Annotated in this window: 18 protein-coding genes; 12 read left to right on the top strand and 6 right to left on the bottom strand. The window is 72.7% G+C overall.

Going from position 1 to position 21,752, the window contains the following annotated elements; translation table 11 throughout:
• The first annotated feature begins 22 nt into the window (after nt 1-22).
• Nucleotides 23-3,169: an efflux RND transporter permease subunit gene (locus HP507_RS12460; RefSeq protein ID WP_175352110.1), complete on the top strand. Its 3,147-nt coding sequence runs from the start codon at nt 23-25 to the stop codon at nt 3,167-3,169.
• Here HP507_RS12460 and HP507_RS18440 read toward each other — a convergent pair.
• A complete protein-coding gene (locus tag HP507_RS18440) occupies nt 3,166-3,480 on the bottom strand; it encodes a hypothetical protein (protein ID WP_175352111.1) in 315 nt (104 codons plus the stop codon). The genes HP507_RS12460 and HP507_RS18440 overlap by 4 nt on opposite strands.
• Nucleotides 3,481-3,569: 89 nt before the next feature.
• Entirely contained in the window at nt 3,570-4,598 is a 1,029-nt protein-coding gene (locus HP507_RS12470; RefSeq protein ID WP_175352112.1) for an alpha/beta hydrolase, read from the bottom strand.
• Nucleotides 4,599-4,670: 72 nt separating this feature from the next.
• On the opposite strand from HP507_RS12470, the gene HP507_RS12475 reads away from it, so the two are divergent.
• Complete coding sequence (locus HP507_RS12475; protein WP_175352113.1) at nt 4,671-5,552, top strand: PPK2 family polyphosphate kinase; 882 nt, start codon at nt 4,671-4,673, stop codon at nt 5,550-5,552.
• 268 nt (nt 5,553-5,820) lie between these two features.
• Nucleotides 5,821-7,920: a DEAD/DEAH box helicase gene (locus HP507_RS12480; protein WP_175352114.1), complete on the top strand. Its 2,100-nt coding sequence runs from the start codon at nt 5,821-5,823 to the stop codon at nt 7,918-7,920.
• A 79-nt stretch (nt 7,921-7,999) separates the two neighbouring features.
• On the opposite strand, the gene HP507_RS12485 is transcribed toward HP507_RS12480, so the two are convergent.
• Nucleotides 8,000-8,509 carry a mycothiol transferase gene (locus tag HP507_RS12485; RefSeq protein ID WP_175352115.1) on the bottom strand — a complete coding sequence of 170 codons (510 nt, stop codon included), beginning with the start codon at nt 8,507-8,509 and terminating at the stop codon, nt 8,000-8,002.
• Nucleotides 8,510-8,601: 92 nt separating this feature from the next.
• Between HP507_RS12485 and HP507_RS12490 the strand changes: the two genes are divergently transcribed.
• A complete protein-coding gene (locus HP507_RS12490) occupies nt 8,602-9,765 on the top strand; it encodes a metallophosphoesterase family protein (RefSeq protein ID WP_175352116.1) in 1,164 nt (387 codons plus the stop codon).
• Nucleotides 9,765-12,740 carry an AAA family ATPase gene (locus tag HP507_RS12495; protein WP_175352117.1) on the top strand — a complete coding sequence of 992 codons (2,976 nt, stop codon included), beginning with the start codon at nt 9,765-9,767 and terminating at the stop codon, nt 12,738-12,740. Before HP507_RS12490 ends, HP507_RS12495 begins: the two co-directional genes overlap by 1 nt.
• A gap of 78 nt (nt 12,741-12,818) precedes the next feature.
• On the opposite strand, the gene HP507_RS12500 is transcribed toward HP507_RS12495, so the two are convergent.
• Together HP507_RS12500 and HP507_RS12505 are read right to left on the bottom strand one after the other, a co-directional pair.
• On the bottom strand, nt 12,819-12,995 hold the full coding sequence (locus HP507_RS12500; RefSeq protein WP_175352027.1) for a hypothetical protein: 177 nt from the start codon (nt 12,993-12,995) through the stop codon (nt 12,819-12,821).
• Nucleotides 12,992-13,807 (bottom strand): class E sortase, encoded by an 816-nt coding sequence (locus HP507_RS12505; RefSeq protein ID WP_271207294.1) that lies wholly within the window; start codon nt 13,805-13,807, stop codon nt 12,992-12,994. The genes HP507_RS12500 and HP507_RS12505 overlap by 4 nt, the downstream gene beginning before the upstream one ends.
• Nucleotides 13,808-13,904: 97 nt before the next feature.
• On the opposite strand from HP507_RS12505, the gene HP507_RS12510 reads away from it, so the two are divergent.
• Nucleotides 13,905-14,342: a GNAT family acetyltransferase gene (locus HP507_RS12510; RefSeq protein WP_175352118.1), complete on the top strand. Its 438-nt coding sequence runs from the start codon at nt 13,905-13,907 to the stop codon at nt 14,340-14,342.
• Nucleotides 14,343-14,379: 37 nt separating this feature from the next.
• Here the strand turns inward: HP507_RS12510 and HP507_RS12515 are convergent, their stop codons facing one another.
• Nucleotides 14,380-15,303, bottom strand: coding sequence for an EamA family transporter (locus HP507_RS12515; protein ID WP_175352119.1), 924 nt, complete (start codon nt 15,301-15,303; stop codon nt 14,380-14,382).
• 36 nt (nt 15,304-15,339) lie between these two features.
• Between HP507_RS12515 and HP507_RS12520 the strand changes: the two genes are divergently transcribed.
• The 6 genes from HP507_RS12520 to HP507_RS12545 all read left to right on the top strand — a co-directional run bounded on the left by HP507_RS12520 (nt 15,340) and on the right by HP507_RS12545 (nt 21,747).
• Nucleotides 15,340-16,461, top strand: a complete 1,122-nt coding sequence (locus HP507_RS12520; protein WP_175352120.1) for a CPBP family intramembrane glutamic endopeptidase — start codon at nt 15,340-15,342, stop codon at nt 16,459-16,461.
• A gap of 9 nt (nt 16,462-16,470) precedes the next feature.
• Nucleotides 16,471-18,318: a DNA helicase RecQ gene (gene recQ / locus HP507_RS12525; protein ID WP_175352121.1), complete on the top strand. Its 1,848-nt coding sequence runs from the start codon at nt 16,471-16,473 to the stop codon at nt 18,316-18,318.
• 79 nt (nt 18,319-18,397) lie between these two features.
• Nucleotides 18,398-19,141 carry a lysophospholipid acyltransferase family protein gene (locus HP507_RS12530; RefSeq protein ID WP_175352143.1) on the top strand — a complete coding sequence of 248 codons (744 nt, stop codon included), beginning with the start codon at nt 18,398-18,400 and terminating at the stop codon, nt 19,139-19,141.
• A gap of 116 nt (nt 19,142-19,257) precedes the next feature.
• On the top strand, nt 19,258-19,614 hold the full coding sequence (locus HP507_RS12535; protein ID WP_175352122.1) for a hypothetical protein: 357 nt from the start codon (nt 19,258-19,260) through the stop codon (nt 19,612-19,614).
• A 17-nt stretch (nt 19,615-19,631) separates the two neighbouring features.
• Nucleotides 19,632-20,837, top strand: a complete 1,206-nt coding sequence (locus tag HP507_RS12540; protein ID WP_175352123.1) for a M23 family metallopeptidase — start codon at nt 19,632-19,634, stop codon at nt 20,835-20,837.
• Nucleotides 20,838-20,898: 61 nt separating this feature from the next.
• A complete protein-coding gene (locus HP507_RS12545) occupies nt 20,899-21,747 on the top strand; it encodes an NAD(P)-dependent oxidoreductase (RefSeq protein ID WP_338085240.1) in 849 nt (282 codons plus the stop codon).
• Nucleotides 21,748-21,752: the final 5 nt, after the last annotated feature.

Raw genomic sequence — 21,752 nt, forward strand, 5'->3', positions numbered from 1 at the left:
TGCGTCCTGCGAGGATCGGGTCGTGCACCTCCTCTCGGTCTTCAGCCTCCGCAACCGGGCGCTCATCGCGCTCGTCACCGTCGTCGTCGCGGTGTTCGGCGGCATCGCACTGACGAGCCTCAAGCAGGAGCTCATCCCGAGCGTGGAGTTCCCCGAGGTCGCCATCGTGAGCGCCTACCCGGGTGCGACGCCGGAGGTCGTGTCGAACGACGTCTCCACGAAGATCGAGCAGGGGATCCAGGCGGTCCCCGACCTGAAGTCGACGACGGCGACCTCGTCGACCGGGCAGAGCGTCGTCTCCGCCGAGTTCGCCTACGGGTCGAACCTGGCGAGCGCCGAGGACAAGATCCAGACCGTGGTCAACGCCCTGTCGCTGCCGGACTCCGTGCAGACGCAGATCGTCACCGGGTCGTTCGACGACCTGCCCGTCATCCAGCTCGCCGTCTCGGCGAAGGGTGATCAGGAACAGCTCGTCGACCGGCTGAACGCCACCGCCGTCCCCGACCTCGAGAAGCTCGACGGCGTGCGCGAGGCCGACGTGTACGGCAACCCCGGCCGCCGGGTCGTCATCACCCCCGACCCGGAGTCGCTCGCCTCGCGGGGTCTCTCCCGGACCGCGATCTCCGATGCGCTCGACGACAACGGCACGCTCGTCCCCGGCGGGACGATCACCCAGGACGGGTCGACGCTCTCGGTGCAGACCGGGGAGCGCATCGCGTCCCTCGCCGACATCGAGGCGCTGCCGCTCACCGGCGGGACCACCGCCGCGACGATCGGCGACGTGGCGAAGGTCCGGATCGAGGAGTCCCCACGCACGTCGATCAGCCGCGTGGACGGCGAGCAGGCGCTGACGATCGCGATCACCAAGACGCAGGAAGCCAACACCGTCGACGTCTCCACCACCGTGCGGGACGCCCTGCCCGGCATCGAGAAGAAGATCACCGGCGACCCGCGGATCACCGTCGTGTTCGACCAGGCGCCGTACATCCAGCAGTCGATCGACTCCCTCGCCGAAGAGGGGCTGCTCGGCCTCGGGTTCGCCGTGGTCGTGATCCTGCTGTTCCTGCTGTCGGTCCGCTCCACGATCGTCACCGCGATCTCGATCCCGACCTCGGTGCTGCTCGCCGCGATCGGCATGCGAGCGGCCGACTACACGCTGAACATCATCACCCTCGCGGGGCTCACGATCGCGATCGGCCGTGTCGTCGACGACTCGATCGTGGTGATCGAGAACATCAAGCGGCACCTGCAGCCCGGCGTCGACCGACGGCGGGCCGTGCTCGACGGCGTGCGCGAGGTCGCCGGCGCCGTCACGGCGTCGACCCTCACGACCGTGGTCGTCTTCCTGCCGGTGGCGTTCGTCGCCGAGCTCGTCGGCGAGCTGTTCCGGCCGTTCGCCCTGACCGTGACGATGGCCCTCGTGGCGTCGCTGCTCGTCGCCCTGACGATCGTGCCGGTGCTCGCGTACTGGTTCCTGCGGGCGCCGAAGTCCCACAAACACGCGGGGGTGACCACGCCGGGGACCGCAGCCGACGCGCCTGCCGGCACCGCGCCTCCCGAGCCGTCCGCAACCGCCGGGGTACTGGCCTCCGCCGCCGACCTGCACGACGCGGCGGCACCCGACCGGCTCCGCCGGGGGTACCAGCCGGTGCTGCGCTGGGTGCTCCGCGCGCCGTGGACCGTGCTCGTGCTGGCGATCGTCGTCCTCGGCGGGACCGCGGCCGCCCTGCCCTTCGTGAAGACGAACTACCTGGGCGACTCCGGACAGAACACGTTCACCGTGACGCAGGACCTCGACCCGGGCACGAGCCTCGACGTGCAGTCCGACGCCGCGCGGAAGGTCGAGCAGCAGCTGCGGGCCGTCGACGGCGTCGAAACGGTGCAGACCACCATCGGCACGAGCGGACAGTCCATCCAGGCGGCGTTCGGCGGCGGGGGCACCGCCTCGATCCAGTACGCCGTCACCACCGACGCCGACGTCGACCAGGAGCGCATCCAGTCGGACACCCGGAAGCGGTTGGACGCGCTCGACGACGCCGGCGACGTCACCGTGTCGTCCGGCGGCGGCGGGTTCGGCGGCAGCAGCGACATCGAGGTCGACGTCACCGCGCCGACCCAGGCGCAGCTCCGGACCGCGGCCGACCAGGTGCTCAGCGAGATGCGGAAGGTCGACCACACCACCGGGGCTTCGAGCAACCTGTCGTCGGCGGAGCCGTACCTCGCGGTGCGGGTCGACCGGTCGAAGGCGGCCGCCCTCGGCCTCACCGAGACGCAGGTCGGCGGGATCGTCGCCGCCGCGGTCTCCCCGCAGGACACCGGCACCGTCGAGATCGACGACGCCTCGCTCGACGTGTACATCGCGGACTCCGATCCGCCCACGACCGCTGCCGCGCTGCGGGCGCTGTCGATCCCGACCTCGACGGGCGTCGTCCCGCTGTCCGACGTCGCGACGGTCCAGCGCGCCGAGGGCCCGACGACCGTGACCACCTCGGACGCGGTCCGCACCGCGACGATCACGGTCACGCCGGACGCCACGAACCTCGGCGCCGCCGTGCAGTCGGTGACCACCGCGGTCGACGGGCTGGACCTGCCGCGGGGCGCCTCGGCCACGATCGGCGGGGTCGCATCGAGTCAGTCGTCCGCGTTCAGCCAGCTGCTGCTCGCCGCGCTCATCGCGATCCTCATCGTCTACGTGGTCATGGTGGCGACGTTCCGCAGCCTGCTGCAGCCGCTGCTGCTGCTCGTGTCGGTGCCGTTCGCCGCGACCGGGGCGATCCTGTTGCAGATCGCGTCGGGCATCCCGATCGGGGTGGCATCGCTCATCGGCGTGCTGATGCTCGTCGGCATCGTCGTGACGAACGCCATCGTGCTCATCGACCTCGTGAACCAGTACCGGCGACGAGGGCTCCGCGTACGGGAAGCGCTCGTCGAGGGGGCGACCCGACGCCTCCGGCCGATCCTGATGACGGCGCTCGCGACGATCTTCGCGCTCATGCCGATGGCGATCGGACTCACCGGGCGGTCGGGGTTCATCTCGCAGCCGCTGGCGCTCGTCGTGATCGGTGGCCTGGTGTCGTCGACGCTGCTGACCCTCGTGGTGCTGCCGGCGCTGTACTTCGTCGTGGAGCGCGCCGGTGAGCGCCGGGCGGACCGGCGCGCGGGGGACTAGCGGCGGTACTCGGCGTCGACGGCCGCGATCGGGTCGACGGCCGCGGTCGTGGTCGTGGTCGTCGACGGGTGCCCGTCGTGCTCGACCGCGCGGAACCACGACACGAGCACGCACGTCAGCGTCACCAGGAACACGATCCCGGCGCCCTGCGACAGGACGGTCATCCGACCGGTCACGGCGGCGTACCCGCCGAAGGCCACGGCGGCGGTGAACGACAGCCCGAGGAGGAGCTCCGCGAACGTCTGCAGCGAGGAGTGCCGCTCCCACGGGGTGGCGGTATCGCGTGCGGAGCGGGTCGAGGTGTCGGTCACCCCGGAATTCTCCGGCGCACCGGGCCGTCGGCGGCAGTCCCGACTCCGGGTGCCACCCGCCCGGGGCGCACGAGGCGCGCCCGGCGCACTCAGCCCAGGTGCCGCCGCAGGAACGTCGCCACGCGCTTGCTCATCGCCTGGTCCAACTGCGCGATCGAGTGCGCCGTCCCCTCGACCGCGACGAGCGTGACCGGCACGTCGTGCTTCCGCAGGGTCGCCGCGAACTCCTGCGACTCCCACATGGGGATGAACTCGTCCGTGGAGTGCCCGATGAAGAACGGCGCCGTGTCCGAGGTCACGTGGTACTCCGGTGACGCCCGGGTCGCCGCCGGGCACTCCGCGTACGTGCGGCAGCCGAGGTAGAGCAGCTGCTTCCGCTGGAACGACGCCGAGACCCCGTCGGCGTCGGTCGAGCGCGTCGTCAGGTTCGTCGGGCCGCTCAGGTCGACGACGGCACGGATCCGGTCGCCCTCCGCGTAGGCGGTCGAGTCGTGGTCGGTGACGGCGAGCATCGCGGCGAGGTTGCCCCCGGCGCTGCCGCCGAACACCCCGACCCGCTTGCTGTCCACGTCGTACGTCGACAGCGTCGTCGGCCGGAACACCCAGTCGAGGGCGCGTCGGACGTCATCGAGCCCAGCTGGGAACGGGTCCGTCGGAGCGAGCCGGTAGTCCACGTTGAACGTGACGAACCCCTCGGACGCGAGGTACTTGCACACCGCTCGGTACGCCGCGGTGGCCTTGTCGCCGTGCGACCAGCTGCCCCCGTGGATCATCAGCACGGCGGGGCGGGTGCCGCCGGCGGCCTCCTCGAGGGCCCCGGCGTCCGGCGCAGCGGAGGCGGAGGGAGACGCAGCGGCCGTCGCGGTCGGCGTCGTCGTGGTGTCCGGCGCACTGTCGGCGGGCAGGCACACGTCGAGCCGCTGGAGGGCGTCCGATCCGTACGGCACGTCCGCGACGACGTCGATGCCGTGGTACCGGAGCGACAGCGGGTAGATGACGGGATCAGCGGTGACCGTGCGGTTCTCGTCACCCACCGGATCCGAACTGCACGACGCGACCGCGCCGAGCGCCACGACCGCGGCGACGAGCGCGAGCAGCGTGCGACGGCCTGACCTCATCGGGTCAACGGTAACCCGGCCCCCGCACGGCGGCGTCCACCCTGCGGACGAACCGCGACGAGCGGTGCCAGGATGAGAGACGACCCCGGAGGAGGAGCCGTGAGCCGTCGCAAGGCCTGGAACGCCGACCCCGAACCGCTGCTCCGCGTCGAGGAGGGCTTCCGTCTCGACCGCGTCGACCCGGACGGCACGCCGGGGTTCCCGGGTCGGAAGATCGACGGGCTGGAGGCGCTCGCCGCGGGTGCCTCCCGGCTGTCCGCGCTCCAGGAACGGCTCTGGGCGGCCTCCACCGCGGGGGACCAGCGCCGGGTGCTCCTCGTGCTGCAGGCGATGGACACCGCGGGCAAGGGCGGGATCGTCTCGCACGTCGTCGGCGCGGTGGACCCGAACGGCGTGCACTACGCCGGCTTCAAGGCGCCGACCGCCGAGGAGCGCGAGCACGACTTCCTCTGGCGGGTCGAACAGCAGCTCCCGGGCGCCGGACAGCTCGGCGTCTTCGACCGCTCCCACTACGAGGACGTGCTCATCCAGAAGGTCCGGGCCGTCGCCCCGCCGGAGGAGATCGAGCGGCGCTACGGCGCGATCGTCGACTTCGAGGATCGACTCGCCGAGGCCGGGACGAGCATCGTGAAGGTCATGCTGCACATCTCGAAGGACGAGCAGCGCGAACGGCTCGGCGAGCGCCTGGACCGTCCGGACAAGCACTGGAAGTTCAACCCGGGGGACATCGACGAGCGGCTGCTCTGGGACGACTACCAGGCCGCGTACCAGACCGTGTTCGACCGCACTTCGACGTCGCGGGCGCCGTGGTACGTCGTCCCGGCGAACCGCAAGTGGTACGCGCGGCTCGCCGTCCAGCAGCTCCTGCTCCGCACCCTCGAGGACATGCGGCTCACGTGGCCCGCGGCCGACTTCGACGTGGCCGAGCAGCGCCAGCGGCTCGCCGAGTCCTGACCCGCTGACGGTCCTGGAGGCGCGGATCACCTCGACCTCGCGGGACGCGCCCGACATCGGGCTGGCCTGGCGTGCCCGGATCGCGTAGACTCACTCGGTCGGCCTTCGACGCCGTGACATTGCGATCACGGAGTTTTCGTTTGGGTGTGTGTTGCTCGAGGGCTGGATTCACGTCGATCCGCGACGGGAAGAACCCCCTCTCCGCATTCAGCCCCCGCCGATGTCGCTGCCGGGCGCTGCGGTACGTCTGCACCCTGAGAAAGTAGCCATGGCCCCGTACAACAAGGGCGGCGCGGACAACCGCGCCTCCGACCGTGTCCGTCACCCGAACGGCACCCCCGCCGCTCGCAGCAGCAAGCACCGCGGGTTCCGCGCCGCCGACCCGTCGCAGCCGCGGCAGAAGCAGCGCTGGGACGCCGAGGAGCGCCGCGGCCGTGCGGCGCAGGGCGAGCGCCCCGGCCGCCCGAACTGGGAGCCGCGCGACGGCGGACAGCGCCGCCCCGAGCGCGACGACCGTGCGCCGCGTCGTTTCGACGGCGATGACCGTGCCCCGCGTCGGTTCGACCGTGACGACCGTGCGCCGCGCCGGTTCGACCGCGACGACCGTGCGCCGCGTCGTGACTCCGACGACCGTCCGGGTCGGTCCTTCGACCGTGACGATCGTGCTCCCCGTCGTTTCGACGGCGACGACCGTGCCCCGCGTCGTTTCGACCGCGACGACCGTGCCCCGCGTCGTGACTCCGACGACCGTCCGCGTCGGTCCTTCGACCGTGACGATCGTGCTCCCCGTCGGTTCGACCGTGACGACCGTGCCCCGCGCCGGTTCGACCGTGACGACCGCGCTCCCCGTCGGTTCGACCGTGACGACCGTGCCCCGCGTCGGTTCGACCGCGACGACCGGGCCCCGCGTCGTGACTCGGACGACCGTCCGCGTCGGTCCTTCGACCGTGACGATCGTGCCCCGCGTCGTTTCGACCGTGATGACCGTGCGCCCCGACGCGACGGCGACGACCGTGCGCCGCGTCGTTTCGACCGTGACGACCGCGCTCCCCGTCGGTTCGACCGTGACGATCGTGCCCCGCGTCGTTTCGACCGCGACGACGCCGAGCGCAAGCCGTTCGTCCCCGCCGACGACGTCAAGCTCGAGAAGCTCCAGGCCGAGGCCACCCTCGCGGCCGACGTCGAGGGCGTGACCTTCGCCGACCTCGGCATCGGCGGCAACATCTCCCGCACCCTCGCCGAACTCGGCGCGCTCACCCCGTTCCCGATCCAGGCCGCGACGATCCCCGACGTGCTCGCCGGCAAGGACGTGCTCGGCCGTGGCCGGACCGGTTCCGGCAAGACCATCGCGTTCGGCGCCCCGCTCGTCGAGAAGCTCATGGAGAACGGCGGCGGCACGAAGCGCAAGATGGGCCGCGCCCCGCGTGCGCTCATCCTCGCCCCGACCCGCGAGCTCGCCCTGCAGATCGACCGCACGGTGCAGCCGATCGCCCGCTCGGTGGGCCTCTTCACGACGCAGATCTACGGCGGCGTCCCGTACGGCCGTCAGGTCGGTGCGCTCGAGCGCGGCGTCGACATCATCGTCGGCACCCCGGGCCGTGTGCAGGACCTCATGAACAAGGGGACGCTCGACCTCAGCGAGGTCGTCATCTCCGTCCTCGACGAGGCCGACCACATGTGCGACCTCGGGTTCCTCGAGCCGGTGCAGGAGATCCTCTCCGCGACCGCCGAGGTCACCCCGGAGGGCAACCGTGCCCAGAAGCTCCTGTTCAGCGCCACGCTCGATGCCCAGGTCGCGTCGCTCGTCGAGCAGTTCCTGCACGAGCCGAGCGTGCACGAGGTCGCCGGTGAGGACCAGGCGTCCTCGACGATCGACCACCGCGTGCTCGTGGTCGAGCAGCGCCAGAAGGACCAGCTCCTCGAGGAACTGGTCGCCGGCGAGGGCAAGACGATCGTGTTCGCCCGCACCCGTGCCTACGCCGAGCGTCTCGCCGACCAGTTCGAGGACGCCGGCATCCGCGCGACCTCGCTCCACGGCGACCTGAACCAGTCGCGCCGGCAGCGGAACCTCCAGCTGCTGACGAGCGGCCGCGTGAACGTGCTCGTCGCGACCGACGTCGCCGCTCGTGGCATCCACGTGGACGACGTGTCGCTGGTCGTGCAGGCCGACGCCCCGGACGACTACAAGGCGTACATGCACCGCTCGGGCCGTACGGGTCGTGCCGGCAAGGAGGGCACGGTCGTCACGATCGTCCCGCGCAGCCGTCGCCGCAAGATCGAGGGCATCCTCGAGCACGCGGAGATCGAGGCGGACCTCGTCGACGCCGCCCCCGGTGACGGGATCGTCGCGGAGCTCGCCGCGCGGTAGGCGCGAGCAGACGACGGACTGGAGGCGCGGTGCCGGCTGGCACCGCGCCTCCAGTCCGTCGTCGGGCGCGGAAGACCGCTCAGCGGTTGAAGAAGAGCAGCCCGCGCACGTACCCGGCCTGCCCCGCGTGCTGCGTGCAGTCGTCGAGGATGCTGACGAGCCGCGCGCCGCGCGTGACGGGCGGGTCCCACGCGTCGTCGACCACCGGGTCGAAGTCCTCCGGCGAGAGGGTGCCGACGTACGCGACGGTGCGCTCGTGCACCGCCCGCAGGTAGCCGAGCAGCAGCTCGGCGGAGGCCCGCACGCGTCCGACGTCGTCGCGGGACATGCCGTACCCGAGCGCCTCGGCGGGGAACGGCAGGCCGAACCGTTCCACCCAGCCGTCGGCGGTCCACACCTGCTCGGTGCCCGCGAGGTCGGCGATCTGCGCGTCCTGCCCACGGGCGATGTGCCACGCGAGCCAGGCGAGCGTGTTCGCACCGGCGGCCGGACGTGCGGCCAGCTGGTCCTCCGACAGCCCGTCGACGGCCCGCTCGACCGTCTCGGGCACGCGGGAGAACGCTTCGATGAGGAGTTCTGAGGGGGTCATGACGGCAACGGTACGCGCGCCGTGAGCCCGCGTTCTCCACAGGCCACCGCGGGGCGCCTCGGGATGTCCCCGGCCGGCGCTAGCGTGACCGCATGCGCATCCTGCACACCGGCGACTGGCACCTCGGCCGCACCCTGCTGGGCGCAGACCTGCTCGAGCACCAGGCCGCGTTCCTGGACTGGCTCGTCGAGCAGGTGCGCGCGCGGGCGATCGACCTCGTCGTCGTCGCGGGCGACGTGTACGACCGCGCCATCCCGCCCGTCGACGCCGTCCGGATGCTGTCACGCGTGCTCGAACGGCTCGCCGGGACCACGACGGTCGTCATCACGCCGGGCAACCACGACTCCGCCGCGCGACTCGGGTTCGGGGCCGGCGTGATGGGCGCGCGGGTCCGGATCCTCGCCGAACCGGCCGGCATCGCCCTCCCGGTGGTCGTCGACGACCCGGACGGCCCGGTGGCGGTCTACGGCATCCCGTACCTCCACCCCGACCTCACCCGGTACGCGCTCGCGGCGGTGCCGGACGAACCGCTCGCCCGGTCGCACCAGGCGGTCGTCGGCGCCGCGATGGACCGCGTCCGTGCGGACCTCGCCGAGCGCCCGGGCACGCGCAGCGTCGTCGTGGCGCACGCCTTCGTCGGCGGGACCGAACCGAGCGACAGCGAGCAGGACATCCGCGTCGGCGGCGTCGACCGCGTCGCCGAGTCCGTGTTCGACGGCATCGACTACGTCGCGCTCGGGCACCTGCACGGCCCGCAGCGGGTGGGCGTCAGCGATCGGGTCCGGTACGCGGGGTCGCCGCTCGCGTTCTCCTTCGGCGAGCGGAACCAGCGGAAGTCGGTGACCGTCGTCGACCTCGACGCCTCGGGGGCGGTCACGGTCGAGCTCGTCCCGGCACCCGTGCCACGACGCCTCGTCGACGTGCGTGGCGGCATCGACGACATCGAGTCCGGCGTGTACCGGTCCGCGGCGGACGCCTGGGTGCGGGTCGCCGTGACCGACACGGTGCACCCGGAGCGCATGTACGCGCGGGTCAAGCACCACTTCCCGCACGCGCTCGCCATCACCCACGAGCCGGCTGACCGTGGCGAGCGCGTCGCGGCCCGCGCGGTCACGGCGACGTCCGACCCGGTCGAGGTCGCAGCCGACTTCGTGTCCTTCGCCACCGGGGCCACGCCGGACGACGACGACCGGGCGATCCTGACCGAGGCGTACGAGGCCGCCGCTCTCGCCCTGCAGCGCGAGGGGGACCGCTGATGTACCTGCACCGTCTCGAACTCCGCGCGATCGGCCCCTACCCGGACCTCGTGTCGATCGACTTCGCTGCGCTCGCCGCCTCCGGGGTGTTCCTGCTCGAGGGTCCGACGGGTTCGGGCAAGTCCACGATCATCGACGCCGTCGTGTTCGCCCTGTACGGCGGACTCGCCGGTGCCGACGCCAGCAACGACCGCCTGCACAGCCAGCACGCCGACCCCGCGGTCGAACCGTACGTCGAACTCGTCTTCGAGACCGGAGCGGGCGTGTACCGGGTCCGGCGCACCCCGCAGTACGACCGTCCGAAGCAGCGTGGGACCGGCACGGTCAAGCAGCAGGCTTCCGCCCAGCTCTTCCGGCTCGCCGGCCCGGCCGACGTCGCGGGTGAACCGATGTCCTCCCGCATCCCCGAGGTCGGTGTCGAGATCGCCCGGATCGTCGGTCTCGACAAGGCGCAGTTCCTGCAGACCGTGGTGCTGCCGCAGGGCGAGTTCGCGCGCTTCCTTCGGTCCCCCGGCGAAGAACGTCGGAAGCTCCTGCAGTCGCTGTTCGGCACGCAGGTCTACGACCGGACGGCGGACGAACTCGCCGCGCGGCGCCGTGCGGTCCAGGCCGAGGTCGACGGCGCCGACGCCCGGGTCCGCGACGCCCTGAACCGCTTCGCGCAGGCGGCCGGCGTCGACGAACCCGACGAGTCCGGTGTCCAGGGGACGGTCGCGGAGCTCCGGGCGACGGCCGACGCTGCCGAGTCCGCCCGTGCGACGGCTGCCCGGGCCGCGGCCGCGGCGGCGGAGCACGAGCAGTCGGTCACCGCCCGTGCCGCCGCGCTCGATCGTCGCGCCGCACTCCTCGTTCGTCGTGCACTGCTCGACGAGGGTGCTCCTGCGGTCGACGCCGCCCGGACCCGTCTCGCGCTGGGTGAGCGGGCAGCGCGGGTCGCGGCCGTCGCCGACGGGCTCGACGCCGCTCGTGCCCGCTCCGACGCCGCGACCGCCGCGGCTGACGCCCTCCGCTCCGGGCACGGCGTGACGGTCCACGGTGAAGCACTCGAGCGACAGCGCGCGACCGTGGCCGAGTGCCGTGCTGCGGTCCGGCACCTGATCGCCGTCGAGGACGGCATCCCGGGTCGCCGCCGGGCCATCAAGGATGCCGCCGTCCGCGGCGAGCAGCTCACCGCACGGCTCGCCGAGCTCGACGCCGCGCTGGAGTCCCGCCCGGCCGAACGCGCGCGCATCGTCGAGGACGCACGCGCGGCCGCCGAGCTGGCCGCCGGTGCCGAGGCCGCGCGGCTCGAGGTCGACCGCGTCCACCGGGTGCGCACGGACCTCGTGGCCCGGGCCGAACGGGAGCGACGCGTCCGCGGCGCCGAGCAGGCGGTGACGAGCGCGCGTTCCGCCGCGCACGAACTCGTCCGCGCCGAGCAGCAGCTGCGGGAACGACGGATCGCCGGGCTCGCCGGGGAGCTCGGGTCCGCACTCGCGCCGGGGGACCCGTGCCCGGTGTGCGGCGCCATGGAGCACCCGGTCGTCGCGACCCCGCAGGACGACCACCCGACGACGGAATCGATCGACGCCGCAGCCTCCCTCGCTCGGCGTGCCGAGCAGGACCTCGGCGACGCGGCCACCGTGCTCGCGGTCGAGCGCGCCGAACTCGAGCGGCTCGTGCAGGTCCTGGGCGACACGGACGCTGCGACCGTGGACGCTCTGGCAGCCGCCGCCGACGCCAGGGTCGCAGCCGTGCACGACGCGTCGGTGCGGGTCCGCCGGCTCGAACAGCAGCGCGCCGCGCACGACGAGCAGACCCGGACGCTCGAACGACAGCGCAACGAGGTCGACGCCGAACGGGCCGTCCTCGCGGGGTCGGCCGCCGCGGACACGGAGCGCCTCGAGCAGGACGTCACGGCGGTGCGCGGGGCGGTCGAGCGGTTCGCCGGACACCTCGACGAGGCGCAGGGCACCCTCCGCGCGGGTGTCGAGCAGCTCGATGTCCTCATCGCCCGCCTGGACGCCGTCGCGCAGGCCGACGACCGCGCCGCCGTGGCCGCAGCGGCCGTGCGGGACCGCGCCGACGAGGTCGAGCGTGCCCTCGCCGAGCAGGAGTTCGACGACGTGTCAGCGGCCCGCGCCGGCATCCTGGACCGGGCCGACGCCGAACGACTCCGGGACGACGTCGCACGCGCCGACCGGGAACGCGCCGTGGTCGACGCCGGACTCGCCGAGCCTGCGGTGATCGCTGCTGCCGAGGACGATCCGGCAGCGCTCGACCTCGCTGCCGCCCGGGCCGCGCGGGACGAGACCGCGGCGGCAGCGGACGCCGCGACACGTGTCGCGACCTCGGCGGGTGACCGTGCCGCCGCCTCCGAGCAGTGCGCGGCCGACCTCGCCCTCGCGATCAGTGCGCGTGACGACACGTCGGCTCGCAGCCGCGCGGTCGTGCGGCTCGCCGACATCGCCGCGGGCGCGCCCTCGGTGAACCCGAGCGGCATCACCCTCGGCACCTACGTCCTGATGCGGCGGTTCGAGGACGTCGTCGCCGCGGCCAACGACCGGTTGCGGGCGATGCTCGCGGGCCGGTTCACGCTGGAGACCTCGGACGAGCGGGAGTCCGGCTCACGTGCGCGTCGCACGGGTCTCGCGCTCGCCGTGCACGACCAGTCGACCGACACGGTGCGCGACCCCCGGAGCCTCTCCGGCGGTGAGACCTTCACGGTGTCGCTCTGCCTGGCGCTCGGGCTCGCCGACGTGGTGCAGGCCGAGGCGGGTGGGGTGTCGCTCGGCACGCTGTTCGTCGACGAGGGGTTCGGCACGCTCGACCCGGAGACGCTCGACGACGTGATCGGGCAGCTGTCCCGGCTGACTGCGGGCGGTCGGCAGGTCGGGATCGTCAGCCACGTCGAGGAACTCAAGCAGCGCATCCCGGAGCGGATCGCGGTGCGACGCACGGCGATGGGCGGCTCGCGCGTGACGACGACCGTCTGACCCCGCACGAACGCGTGGCGCGCACCCGCACGCCGAGCGCACCCGGGCGCCGAGTGCACCCGGCGCCGAGCGCACCCGTCAGGGCGAGGGCGAGACGTCCACCGTGCCGTCGGGCGGCGGCAGGATGTCCGCTGCGATCCACGGGAACACCCACGTGAAGAGCACGAAGACGATCGCGGCGAGGAGCACGAGCAGCTCGATCACCTTGACGACGGCCGGGCCGGGCAGGATGCGCCACACGAACGGGAAGATCACTTCGGCGTCTCCGAGAGTTCCTTCGGGGTGCCCTCCGAGGCGGGCATCCAGTAGTCGAGCTTGGCGTGCGTGATGAACCGCTCCTTGGCGGACCACATCGGGTGGCACGCGGTGAGGGTGAGCCAGCGGTCGTCGGCGGTGGGCTCGACCCCGGGCTTGTTCGGCACGGGAGCGATGGTCTCGATGTGGTCCGGCGTGACGATCTGCGAGTCCGTGACCTTGTACACGTACCAGACGTCGAACTTCGTCTTGGCATCGGTGACGCGCACGACGATGTCGTCCCCGGTCTTGAGCTCGGCGATCTGGTTCAGCGGCTTGCCGTAGGTCACGCGGTGTCCGGCGACGGCGAAGTTGCCCTCGGCACCCGGCATCGCGGTGCCCTGGTAGTGGCCGAGGCCGACGGTGTTGAGGACCTTCTCACGATCGGTTCCCTCGCCGATGGGACGGTCGTAGTCCGTGCCGAAGCGGGGGATCTGCATCGTGCCGAACACGTCCGCGAGGTTCGGCGGCTCGGCGAGCACGGGCGCGGTTCCGCGGTGCTCGGTGCCGGTGTCGGTACCGGTCCCGGAGGTCTTTTTCTGCCCGAGGCCTTCGACGAGCTTCGTCTGCGCGTTCACGGCGACGACGTCGGTCCACCACGCCGTCCACACGACGTACAGGCCGGTTCCGGCGCCGGCGATGATGAGGAGTTCCGCGATGAGCGAGACGATCGCGCCGCCCACGGTCTGGCGACGGCGCGGTGCCGGAGGTGCCCCACCGGCGGAACCGTCGCGGCGGTCTCGGCGCGACGGGAGTGTCTCGTGTGCGGTCACGGGGCTCCTGATCCGGGTGGGGTGGTGGGACAGGTCTATCAGATCACGGCGTCGGGCCCGTGACGAGGTTGCCCACAGGGACCGTTACCGTGAGGAGATGCAGCACGTCCTCCGCCCGTTCACGCCCGCCGACACCGAGTCCGTCATCGCCGTCTGGGAGGCGTGCGGCCTCGTCCGGCCGTGGAACGACCCGCGACGTGACATCGCGCGCAAGCTGACGGTGCAGCCCGAGCTGTTCCTCGTGGCCGAGGATGCGGGGGACCCCGGGCGTCCGATCGTCGGCGCGGGCATGGCCGGGTTCGACGGGCATCGCGGCTGGGTGAACTACCTCGCGGTGCGGCCGGACCTGCAGGGGTCGGGGCTCGGACGGGCGTTCATGGCCGAGTTCGAGCGGCTGCTGACGGACCTGGGGTGCCCGAAGCTCAACCTCCAGGTCCGTGCCGGGAACGAGCAGGTGCTCGGCTTCTACGAGGCGCTCGGCTACGCGGCGGACCACACCGTCTCGCTCGGCAAGCGTCTCATCCCCGACGTCTGACCTCCCGAGACTCGGTTCGCTTCCGCCGAGCGCCCCGCTACGCGAGCGCGAGGCCGACGGACGCCGCCAACGCCAGCACGATGCCGGTCCACTGCACGGCCGTGAGCCGCTCGCGCAGCACGACCCCCGCGAGCACGACCGTCCCGATCGGGTAGAGCGCGTTGAGCACGCTCATCACGGGCAGCGTCGCCGGGTCGTCGCTGGAGTGCAGCCCCGCCTGGATGAAGACGTTCGCCAGCGCGTCGAGGACGCCGCAGGCGACCACCGTGACCAGCAGGCGGACCGGCCGGCGTCCGGACGGCCCTGGAGTCGCGGCAGACCCCGCGAGGACGGCCTCCGTTGCCGGGTCTGCCGTGCCTCCAGATCGTGCGACCGGTCCCGAGACGACCGCCGCCGTGCCGAGCAGCACCGCCTGCAGCACCCGCGCCACGACGAGCGGTGCGACCCGGGAGTCCGACGGCGTCATGTCGTAGGCGAGCACGATCCCGCCGAAGCCGCACCCGGCGACCGCGGCCGTCACGAGGCCGCCGACCGTCACCCGCGCGCCGGAGGTGTCCCGGACCGCCGCGACGAGCACGACCGCGACGACCGCGACCACCAGCGCGGCGACCGCGAGCCCGGACAGCGCCGTCCCGCGGAACACCGCGACCAGCACCGGCACGACGGCTGCGAACACGGCGGTGAGCGGCGAGAGCACGCTCATCGGCCCGATCGCCAGCGCACGGTAGAGGAGGAGCACCGCGACGCCGCCGGACGCCCCCGCGACCGCGCCCCAGAGCACGGCCGTCCCGGTGAACGCCCCGCCGACCACCACGAGCCCGAGCAGCAGTGGCACGATCCCGACCGCCGCGGCGACGGCGGTGACCGTGACCGCACGGAGGCGACGGGACGCGAGCCCGCCCAGGAAGTCGGCGAACCCGTAGACGAGGGCGCCGGACAGGCCGAGGAGGACGGTGAGCACGGCTCCCATCCTGCCCGGCCCGGTACCCTGCGTGGCGTGAGCGTTCCCTACCACCGCCTGCCCCGCGTCGACGCACGCTGGAGGTGGTGGCGCCCGTTCGTGGCCCTCGCGTTCCTGGCCGGCTGGTACGTCGTCTCGCAGGTCCTGATCGTGTTCGGGTTCATCATCCCGATCGGCCGGATCGGTGGCGTCGACGCGGTCCTGGACTTCCAGCGGAAGCTCGCGGACTCGGCGCTCGACCCGACCGATCCGCTCGTGATCTCGGTGTCGCTCGTGTCACTCGTGGTGCTCCTGCCCGGCATCCTGCTCGCGGTGAAGGTCGCTCGCATCGGTCCGGCGGGCATCCTGTCGTCCACGCGCTTCCGGGTCCGTTGGCGGTGGACCGCGTGGTGCCTGCTCCCGACGCTCGTGATCTCCGCGATCATGTTCGTCGCGCAGACGTGGGGCACGTTCACGTTCGACGGCGGCCTCGGCTGGAACACCGCCGTGATCGGGCAGTCCACCGTGACGCTGGGCACACTCACCACGACGATCGTGCTCGTCGTGGTGCTCGTGCCGTTCCAGGGCGCGGCGGAGGAGTACATCTTCCGCGGCTTCCTCATGCAGACGATCGGCTCGTGGATCCCGGTCCGTGTCGTCGGCACCGTGGTCGCCGTCGCGGTCTCGACGGTGGTGTTCGCGCTGCTGCACATCCCCAACGGCTACAACGTGTGGGGCATCCTCGACGTCGGCTCGTTCGGCCTCATCGCGGCCGTCATCGTGCTCCGGACCGGCGGCCTGGAGGCAACCGTCCTGCAGCACGCGTTCAACAACATCATGATCTTCGTGCTGCAGGCGCCGGGCTGGTCGAAGATCGACCTCGACTCGTCGAACGGCACGATCGGCGGATGGCTCCTGACCCTGGTGACGTCGCTCGCGTACTGGGGGATGGTGGAGTTCCTCGCGAAGTGGCGGGGGCTCGACCGGCGGTGCGCCGGCTCTCCGGCTCCCCGGTTCCGTGGTGCGGTGCCGGCCTGGGCAGGCGGCAAGCGCTGGTTCCGACCTGGAGGCACGGGCTGGGCGAGCGCTCCGGCCCGGCTCGACGACGCGGTCGCGTCGGACGACGGGGCCTCCGGCGGGGCTGTGGACAACGTCGTGGGTGTCGCCGGTCGCCCGTAGGCTCGTCGCATGAGCACCACGCCCGCGCCCGCCGCCGTGTCTGCTTCCCGCGCCGCAGCGCTCGACGTGCTGCACCGCGTGTGGGGTTACGACGACTTCCGCGGGGCGCAGGCGGCGATCATCGACCAGGTCGTCGCGGGCGGTGACGCGCTCGTCCTCATGCCGACCGGTGGCGGCAAGTCGCTCTGCTACCAGGTGCCCGCGCTCGTGCGGGACGGCGTCGGCGTGGTCGTGTCGCCGCTCATCGCCCTCATGCAGGACCAGGTCGACGCCCTCGCGGCGAACGGCGTCAAGGCGGCGTTCCTCAACTCCACGCAGGGGCCGGACGAACGCGCCCGGGTCGAACGCGCCGTCGTCTCGGGTGAGGTCGACATGCTCTACCTCGCGCCCGAGCGGCTCCGGCTCGAGTCCACGCGCGCGCTGCTCGACCGTGCCCGGATCGCCCTCTTCGCCATCGACGAGGCGCACTGCGTCGCCCAGTGGGGCCACGACTTCCGCCCGGACTACCTCGAGCTGAGCGTCCTGCACGAGCGCTGGCCGACGGTGCCGCGCATCGCCCTCACCGCGACCGCGACGCCGCAGACCCACCGCGAGATCTCCGCACGCCTCGGCCTCGACGACGCCGCGCACTTCGTCGCCGACTTCGACCGCCCGAACATCCAGTACCGCATCGAGCCGAAGACCGGGGCGCTGCAACAGCTGCTCACCTTCATCCGCACCGAGCACAGCGGCGACGCGGGCATCGTCTACTGCCTGTCCCGGAACTCGGTCGAACGCACCGCCGCAGCCCTGTCCGAGCAGGGCATCCCGGCCCTGCCGTACCACGCCGGTCTCGACGCCAGGGTGCGGGAGCGGAACCAGTCCACCTTCCTGCGCGAGGACGGCGTCGTCATGGTCGCCACCATCGCGTTCGGCATGGGGATCGACAAGCCGGACGTCCGGTTCGTGGCGCACCTCGACCTGCCGAAGTCGGTGGAGGGGTACTACCAGGAGACCGGTCGCGCCGGCCGTGACGGACTGCCGTCGACCGCCTGGCTGGCGTACGGCCTCAACGACGTGGTGCAGCAGCGCCGGATGATCGACCAATCCGAGGGCGATGCCGCACACCGCCGGCAGCTCAGCGCCCACCTCGACGCCATGCTCGCCCTGTGCGAGACGATCGAGTGCCGCCGGGTCCGGCTGCTCGCCTACTTCGGGCAGGACTCCACGGCGTGCGGCAACTGCGACACGTGCATCGCCCCGCCCGAGTCGTGGGACGGCACGGTGCCGGCGCAGAAGCTCCTCTCCACCGTCGTCCGCCTCGACCGTGAGCGCGGGCAGCGGTACGGCGTCTCGCACCTCGTCGACATCCTCGTCGGCAAGCAGTCCCCCCGCGTGCAGGAACTCCGGCACGAGTCCCTCGCCACGTTCGGCATCGGCAGTGACCTGAGCGAAGGGGAGTGGCGTGCTGTGGCCCGGCAGCTGCTCGCGCAGGGGTACGCCGCGGTGTCCGGGGACGGCTTCGGCACCGTCGTGCTGAGCCCGACGAGCGCCGACGTCCTGGGTGGCAAGGTGGTCGTCCGGATGCGCCGGGACCCGGTCAGGGCACCTCGCGCCAGCCGCTCCCGCCGCGCGGTCGTGACCGACATGCCACAAGAGGCAGTGGGACTGTTCGAGGCCCTGCGCGCCTGGCGTGCGGCCCAGGCGCGCGAGCAGGGCGTCCCCGCGTACGTCGTCTTCAACGACGCGACGCTGCGCGGCATCGCGGCGGTGAAGCCCGCCGACGAAGACCAGCTCTCCGAGATCTCCGGCGTCGGCGGAGCGAAGCTCGAACGGTACGGTCGCGCGGTGCTCGACGTGGTCGCGGCCGCCGAGTGATCCGGGCACATGCCGCCAAGGGCATGCAATCGCATCCGTGATCACTACACTCGGAACCTCCCGTCACGAGGAGGCCCCGGTGTCCGGTTCGTCGAAGTACACCACCACGCTGAGCCGCGCGGTGGTGACGCCGCTCGCACGTCTGCTCTGGCGTCCGCGGATCATCGGCCGGAAGAACGTCCCGAAGCGCGGCCCCGTGATCCTGGCGAGCAACCACCGCTCGTTCATCGACTCGCCCGCGATCACGCTCATGGCGCCGCGGAAGGTGTCGTTCCTGGCCAAGCAGGAGTACTTCACGGGGACGGGGTTCCGCGGAGCCCTGTCGCGCGCGTTCTTCGGTGGCATCGGCGCCATCGGGGTCGAGCGTGGTGCGGGTTCGGCGGCGCAGCACGCGCTCGACCTCGGACTCGAACGGCTCGAGGCTGGAGAGGCGTTCGCGATCTACCCCGAGGGCACCCGTTCCCTCGACGGGCGCCTGTACAAGGGCCGCACGGGCGTGGCCTGGCTGGCGTTGACGAGCGGCGCTCCCGTGGTGCCCGTCGCGCTCACCGGCACCGAGGACGTCCAGCCGGTGGGCTCGCGCGTCCCGAAGCTCGCGAAGGTGACGATCGAGTTCGGGCAGCCCCTCGACCTGTCCGGCTTCGGCGAGGCCTCCTCCGGCCGCGCACGCCGGCACGCCACCGATGCGGTGATGGCCGCGATCCAGGAGCTCAGCGGTCAGGAAACCGCGAACGCCTACAACAACCCGCCTGCCACGATCGTGGAGCGGGTGCGCCAGGTGCTGCACCGGGACGACCCGACCGAGGCCGTCGAACCCGACTGACTCGGTATTGCACATCCGGCATATTGGTGTTTCAATGGAGTCGTGCCCAGGGCACACTCCGAAAACGGCCCGACCGAGAACGGGCCGCCCGAACACCTGATCGGAAGGCAAGCAGCATGTCCTCCACGCCGCTCTTCGACTCCATCGCCCGCCGTACTGACCCGTCGGTCCCCGCGCAGACCGCGTCGGCGCCGAGCATCGCCCGCGCCACCTTCACCCCGGCCCCGGCCCCGACCTCGCCGATGTCGCCGCCGGTCGACACCGCGGACGCGGTCCAGGTCCCCGCTGCCCTCGTCGCGGCGATCGAGGACGTCCCCGCCCGCGTGGCCGCCGCGATGCAGAACGAGCACGTCGTGTCCGCCGAGCAGCTCGTCCTGGTCGAGGCGGTCGCCGACGCGATCACCCGCGCGGTGGTCGACGCCGTGGCGACCGAGCTCGAGCGGATCGCCCGCGACGGCATCGTCCGCGCCTGATCGGGCTCGTCGATCCGATGACCACGACGACGGACACCCTGACGCAGCGCCCCCGCGACGCGGCGCCCGCCCCCGGTGCGTACCCGACGCGTCGTGCGCGCCGCGCTGCCGAGGCCGTGCCCGGCACCCCCGCGGATCAGCGCGACGTCACGGCCGCGGTGTCTCGGCAGCCCGTCGTCCCGGCCGTGCCGGGCGTCTCACCGACCGTGGACGCGGACGCGGTCAGCCACGAAGCCACCGGGGCGGCGGCGACCACACCCGCCGCTCCGGTCTCCACCACCCACCGGTCGGCCGCGCGCCGGGCCGCCGCCGACACGGGCGGGACGAGCCGCGCCTCCAGGCCGACCGACGGACCGACCGACGGACCGACAGACGGGCCGACAGGCGGACCGACAGGCGGGCCGACTGACGGACCGACCGACGGGCCGACCGACGCGCTCACCCCTGCCGTCCCGCTGCCGTCGCGCCGCACGCTGCGCGTCGATGCCCGGTCCGGAGGGACGGCCGACCTCGGCCGCGCCGTCACCCAGGCGATCACCCTGCCGCTCCGGACGATCGGCGCGGCGGTCGCCTCGGCGAAGACCGTTCCCCTGACCGCGACGGCCGTCGTGGCGTGCCTGTTCGTCACCGTGGCGACCCCGCAGACGGCCGTGGCGGCGACGCCGCAGGCGACGCTCCCGGCGCTCGACGTGCAGGACTACACGGCGTCGGCAGGTTCGTCGATCTCCGTCCAGCGCGACGCGTTCGCGATCAGTCGGATCCCGGCACGCCCGGCACGTCCGGCGCCGGCCGCCTCGCCCGCGAAGCCCTCCGCCGCTTCGGCAGCACGTCCCGTCTCGGGGTCGATCCCGGCAGCGGGAGGCTTCGGCTCCCGCTGGGTCCGCGGATGCGCGGCGTGCTCGACGAACCACCAGGGGCTCGACTTCGCAGCACCGACGGGGACCGCGGTCGTCGCGGCGATGTCCGGCCGCGTGGTGTCCGCCGGTGTCTTCGGCGGCTACGGCAACCAGGTCCTGCTCCAGCACTCCGACGGTTCGCAGACCCGCTACGGCCACCTGTCGCAGATCGGCGTCCGGGTCGGCCAGACCGTGACGGTCGGCCAGCGCATCGGTGCCGTCGGCAACACGGGTGTCTCGACCGGATCGCACCTGCACTTCGAGGTCATCCTCGGTGGGAACCCCGTCGACCCCGCCGCGTGGCTCTCGGCCCGCGGACTGCTCTGACCCCGGGCGCGTAGCGTCGGACCCGCGGCGGCAGGGAGTCGCCGCGGAGACGGAGACGCGCGTGCGGGTGAGTGTGCTGGGGACGGGGACGATGGGGGCCGGGGTGGCGGGCTCGCTGCTCCGCGAGGGGCACGAGGTGACGGTGTGGAACCGGAGCATCGACAAGGCCGCGCCGCTCGGCGAACGGGGAGCGGTGGTCGCGCCCGACCCGGCAGCGGCGGTCGCGGATGCCGAGGTCGTGCTGCTCACCCTGTTCGACACCGACGCGGTGGTCGACGTGCTCGAGGCCGCCGCGGGCGAGGCGCCGGCCGAAGCGATCTGGGTGCAGTGCTCCACGATCGGTGTCGCCGGCACCGAGACCGTCGTGCAACTCGCCGGCAAGTACGGCATCACCCTCGTCGAGGCGATGATGCTCGGTACGAAGGCCCCGGCCGAGCAGGGCACGCTGACGATGCTCGCGGCCGGCCCCGCGGACGTGCTCGACCGCATCGACCCGGTCCTCGACGCGATCGGGGCGAAGACCGTCCGCGCGGGCGACCAGGTCGGCGCCGGGACCGCGCTCAAGCTGGCCGCCAACGCCTGGATCGCGTCGCTCACCGCCGCCGCCGGGCAGTCCCTCGCGGTCGCGAAGTCGCTCGGGCTGGACCCGGCGCTCTTCCTCGAGGCGATCGACGGCAGCGCGAGCGACTCGGCGTACGCGCACACCAAGGGCAAGGCGATCATCGACGGTGCGTTCCCCGCGCAGTTCGCGCTCGACGGCCTGCGGAAGGACATCGAGCTCATCACCGACGCCGCTCGTAGCGCCGGTGTCTCGACGGTGCTGCTCGACGCGCTCGGTCGTGTGTACGCGGACGCCAGCGCCGCGGGTCACGGCGGTGACGACATCGCGGCGGTCGGCACCGCCTTCTGACCCGG

Origin of the sequence: Curtobacterium pusillum (assembly GCF_013359865.1) — a bacterium.
GTDB classification, from domain to species: domain Bacteria; phylum Actinomycetota; class Actinomycetes; order Actinomycetales; family Microbacteriaceae; genus Curtobacterium; species Curtobacterium pusillum.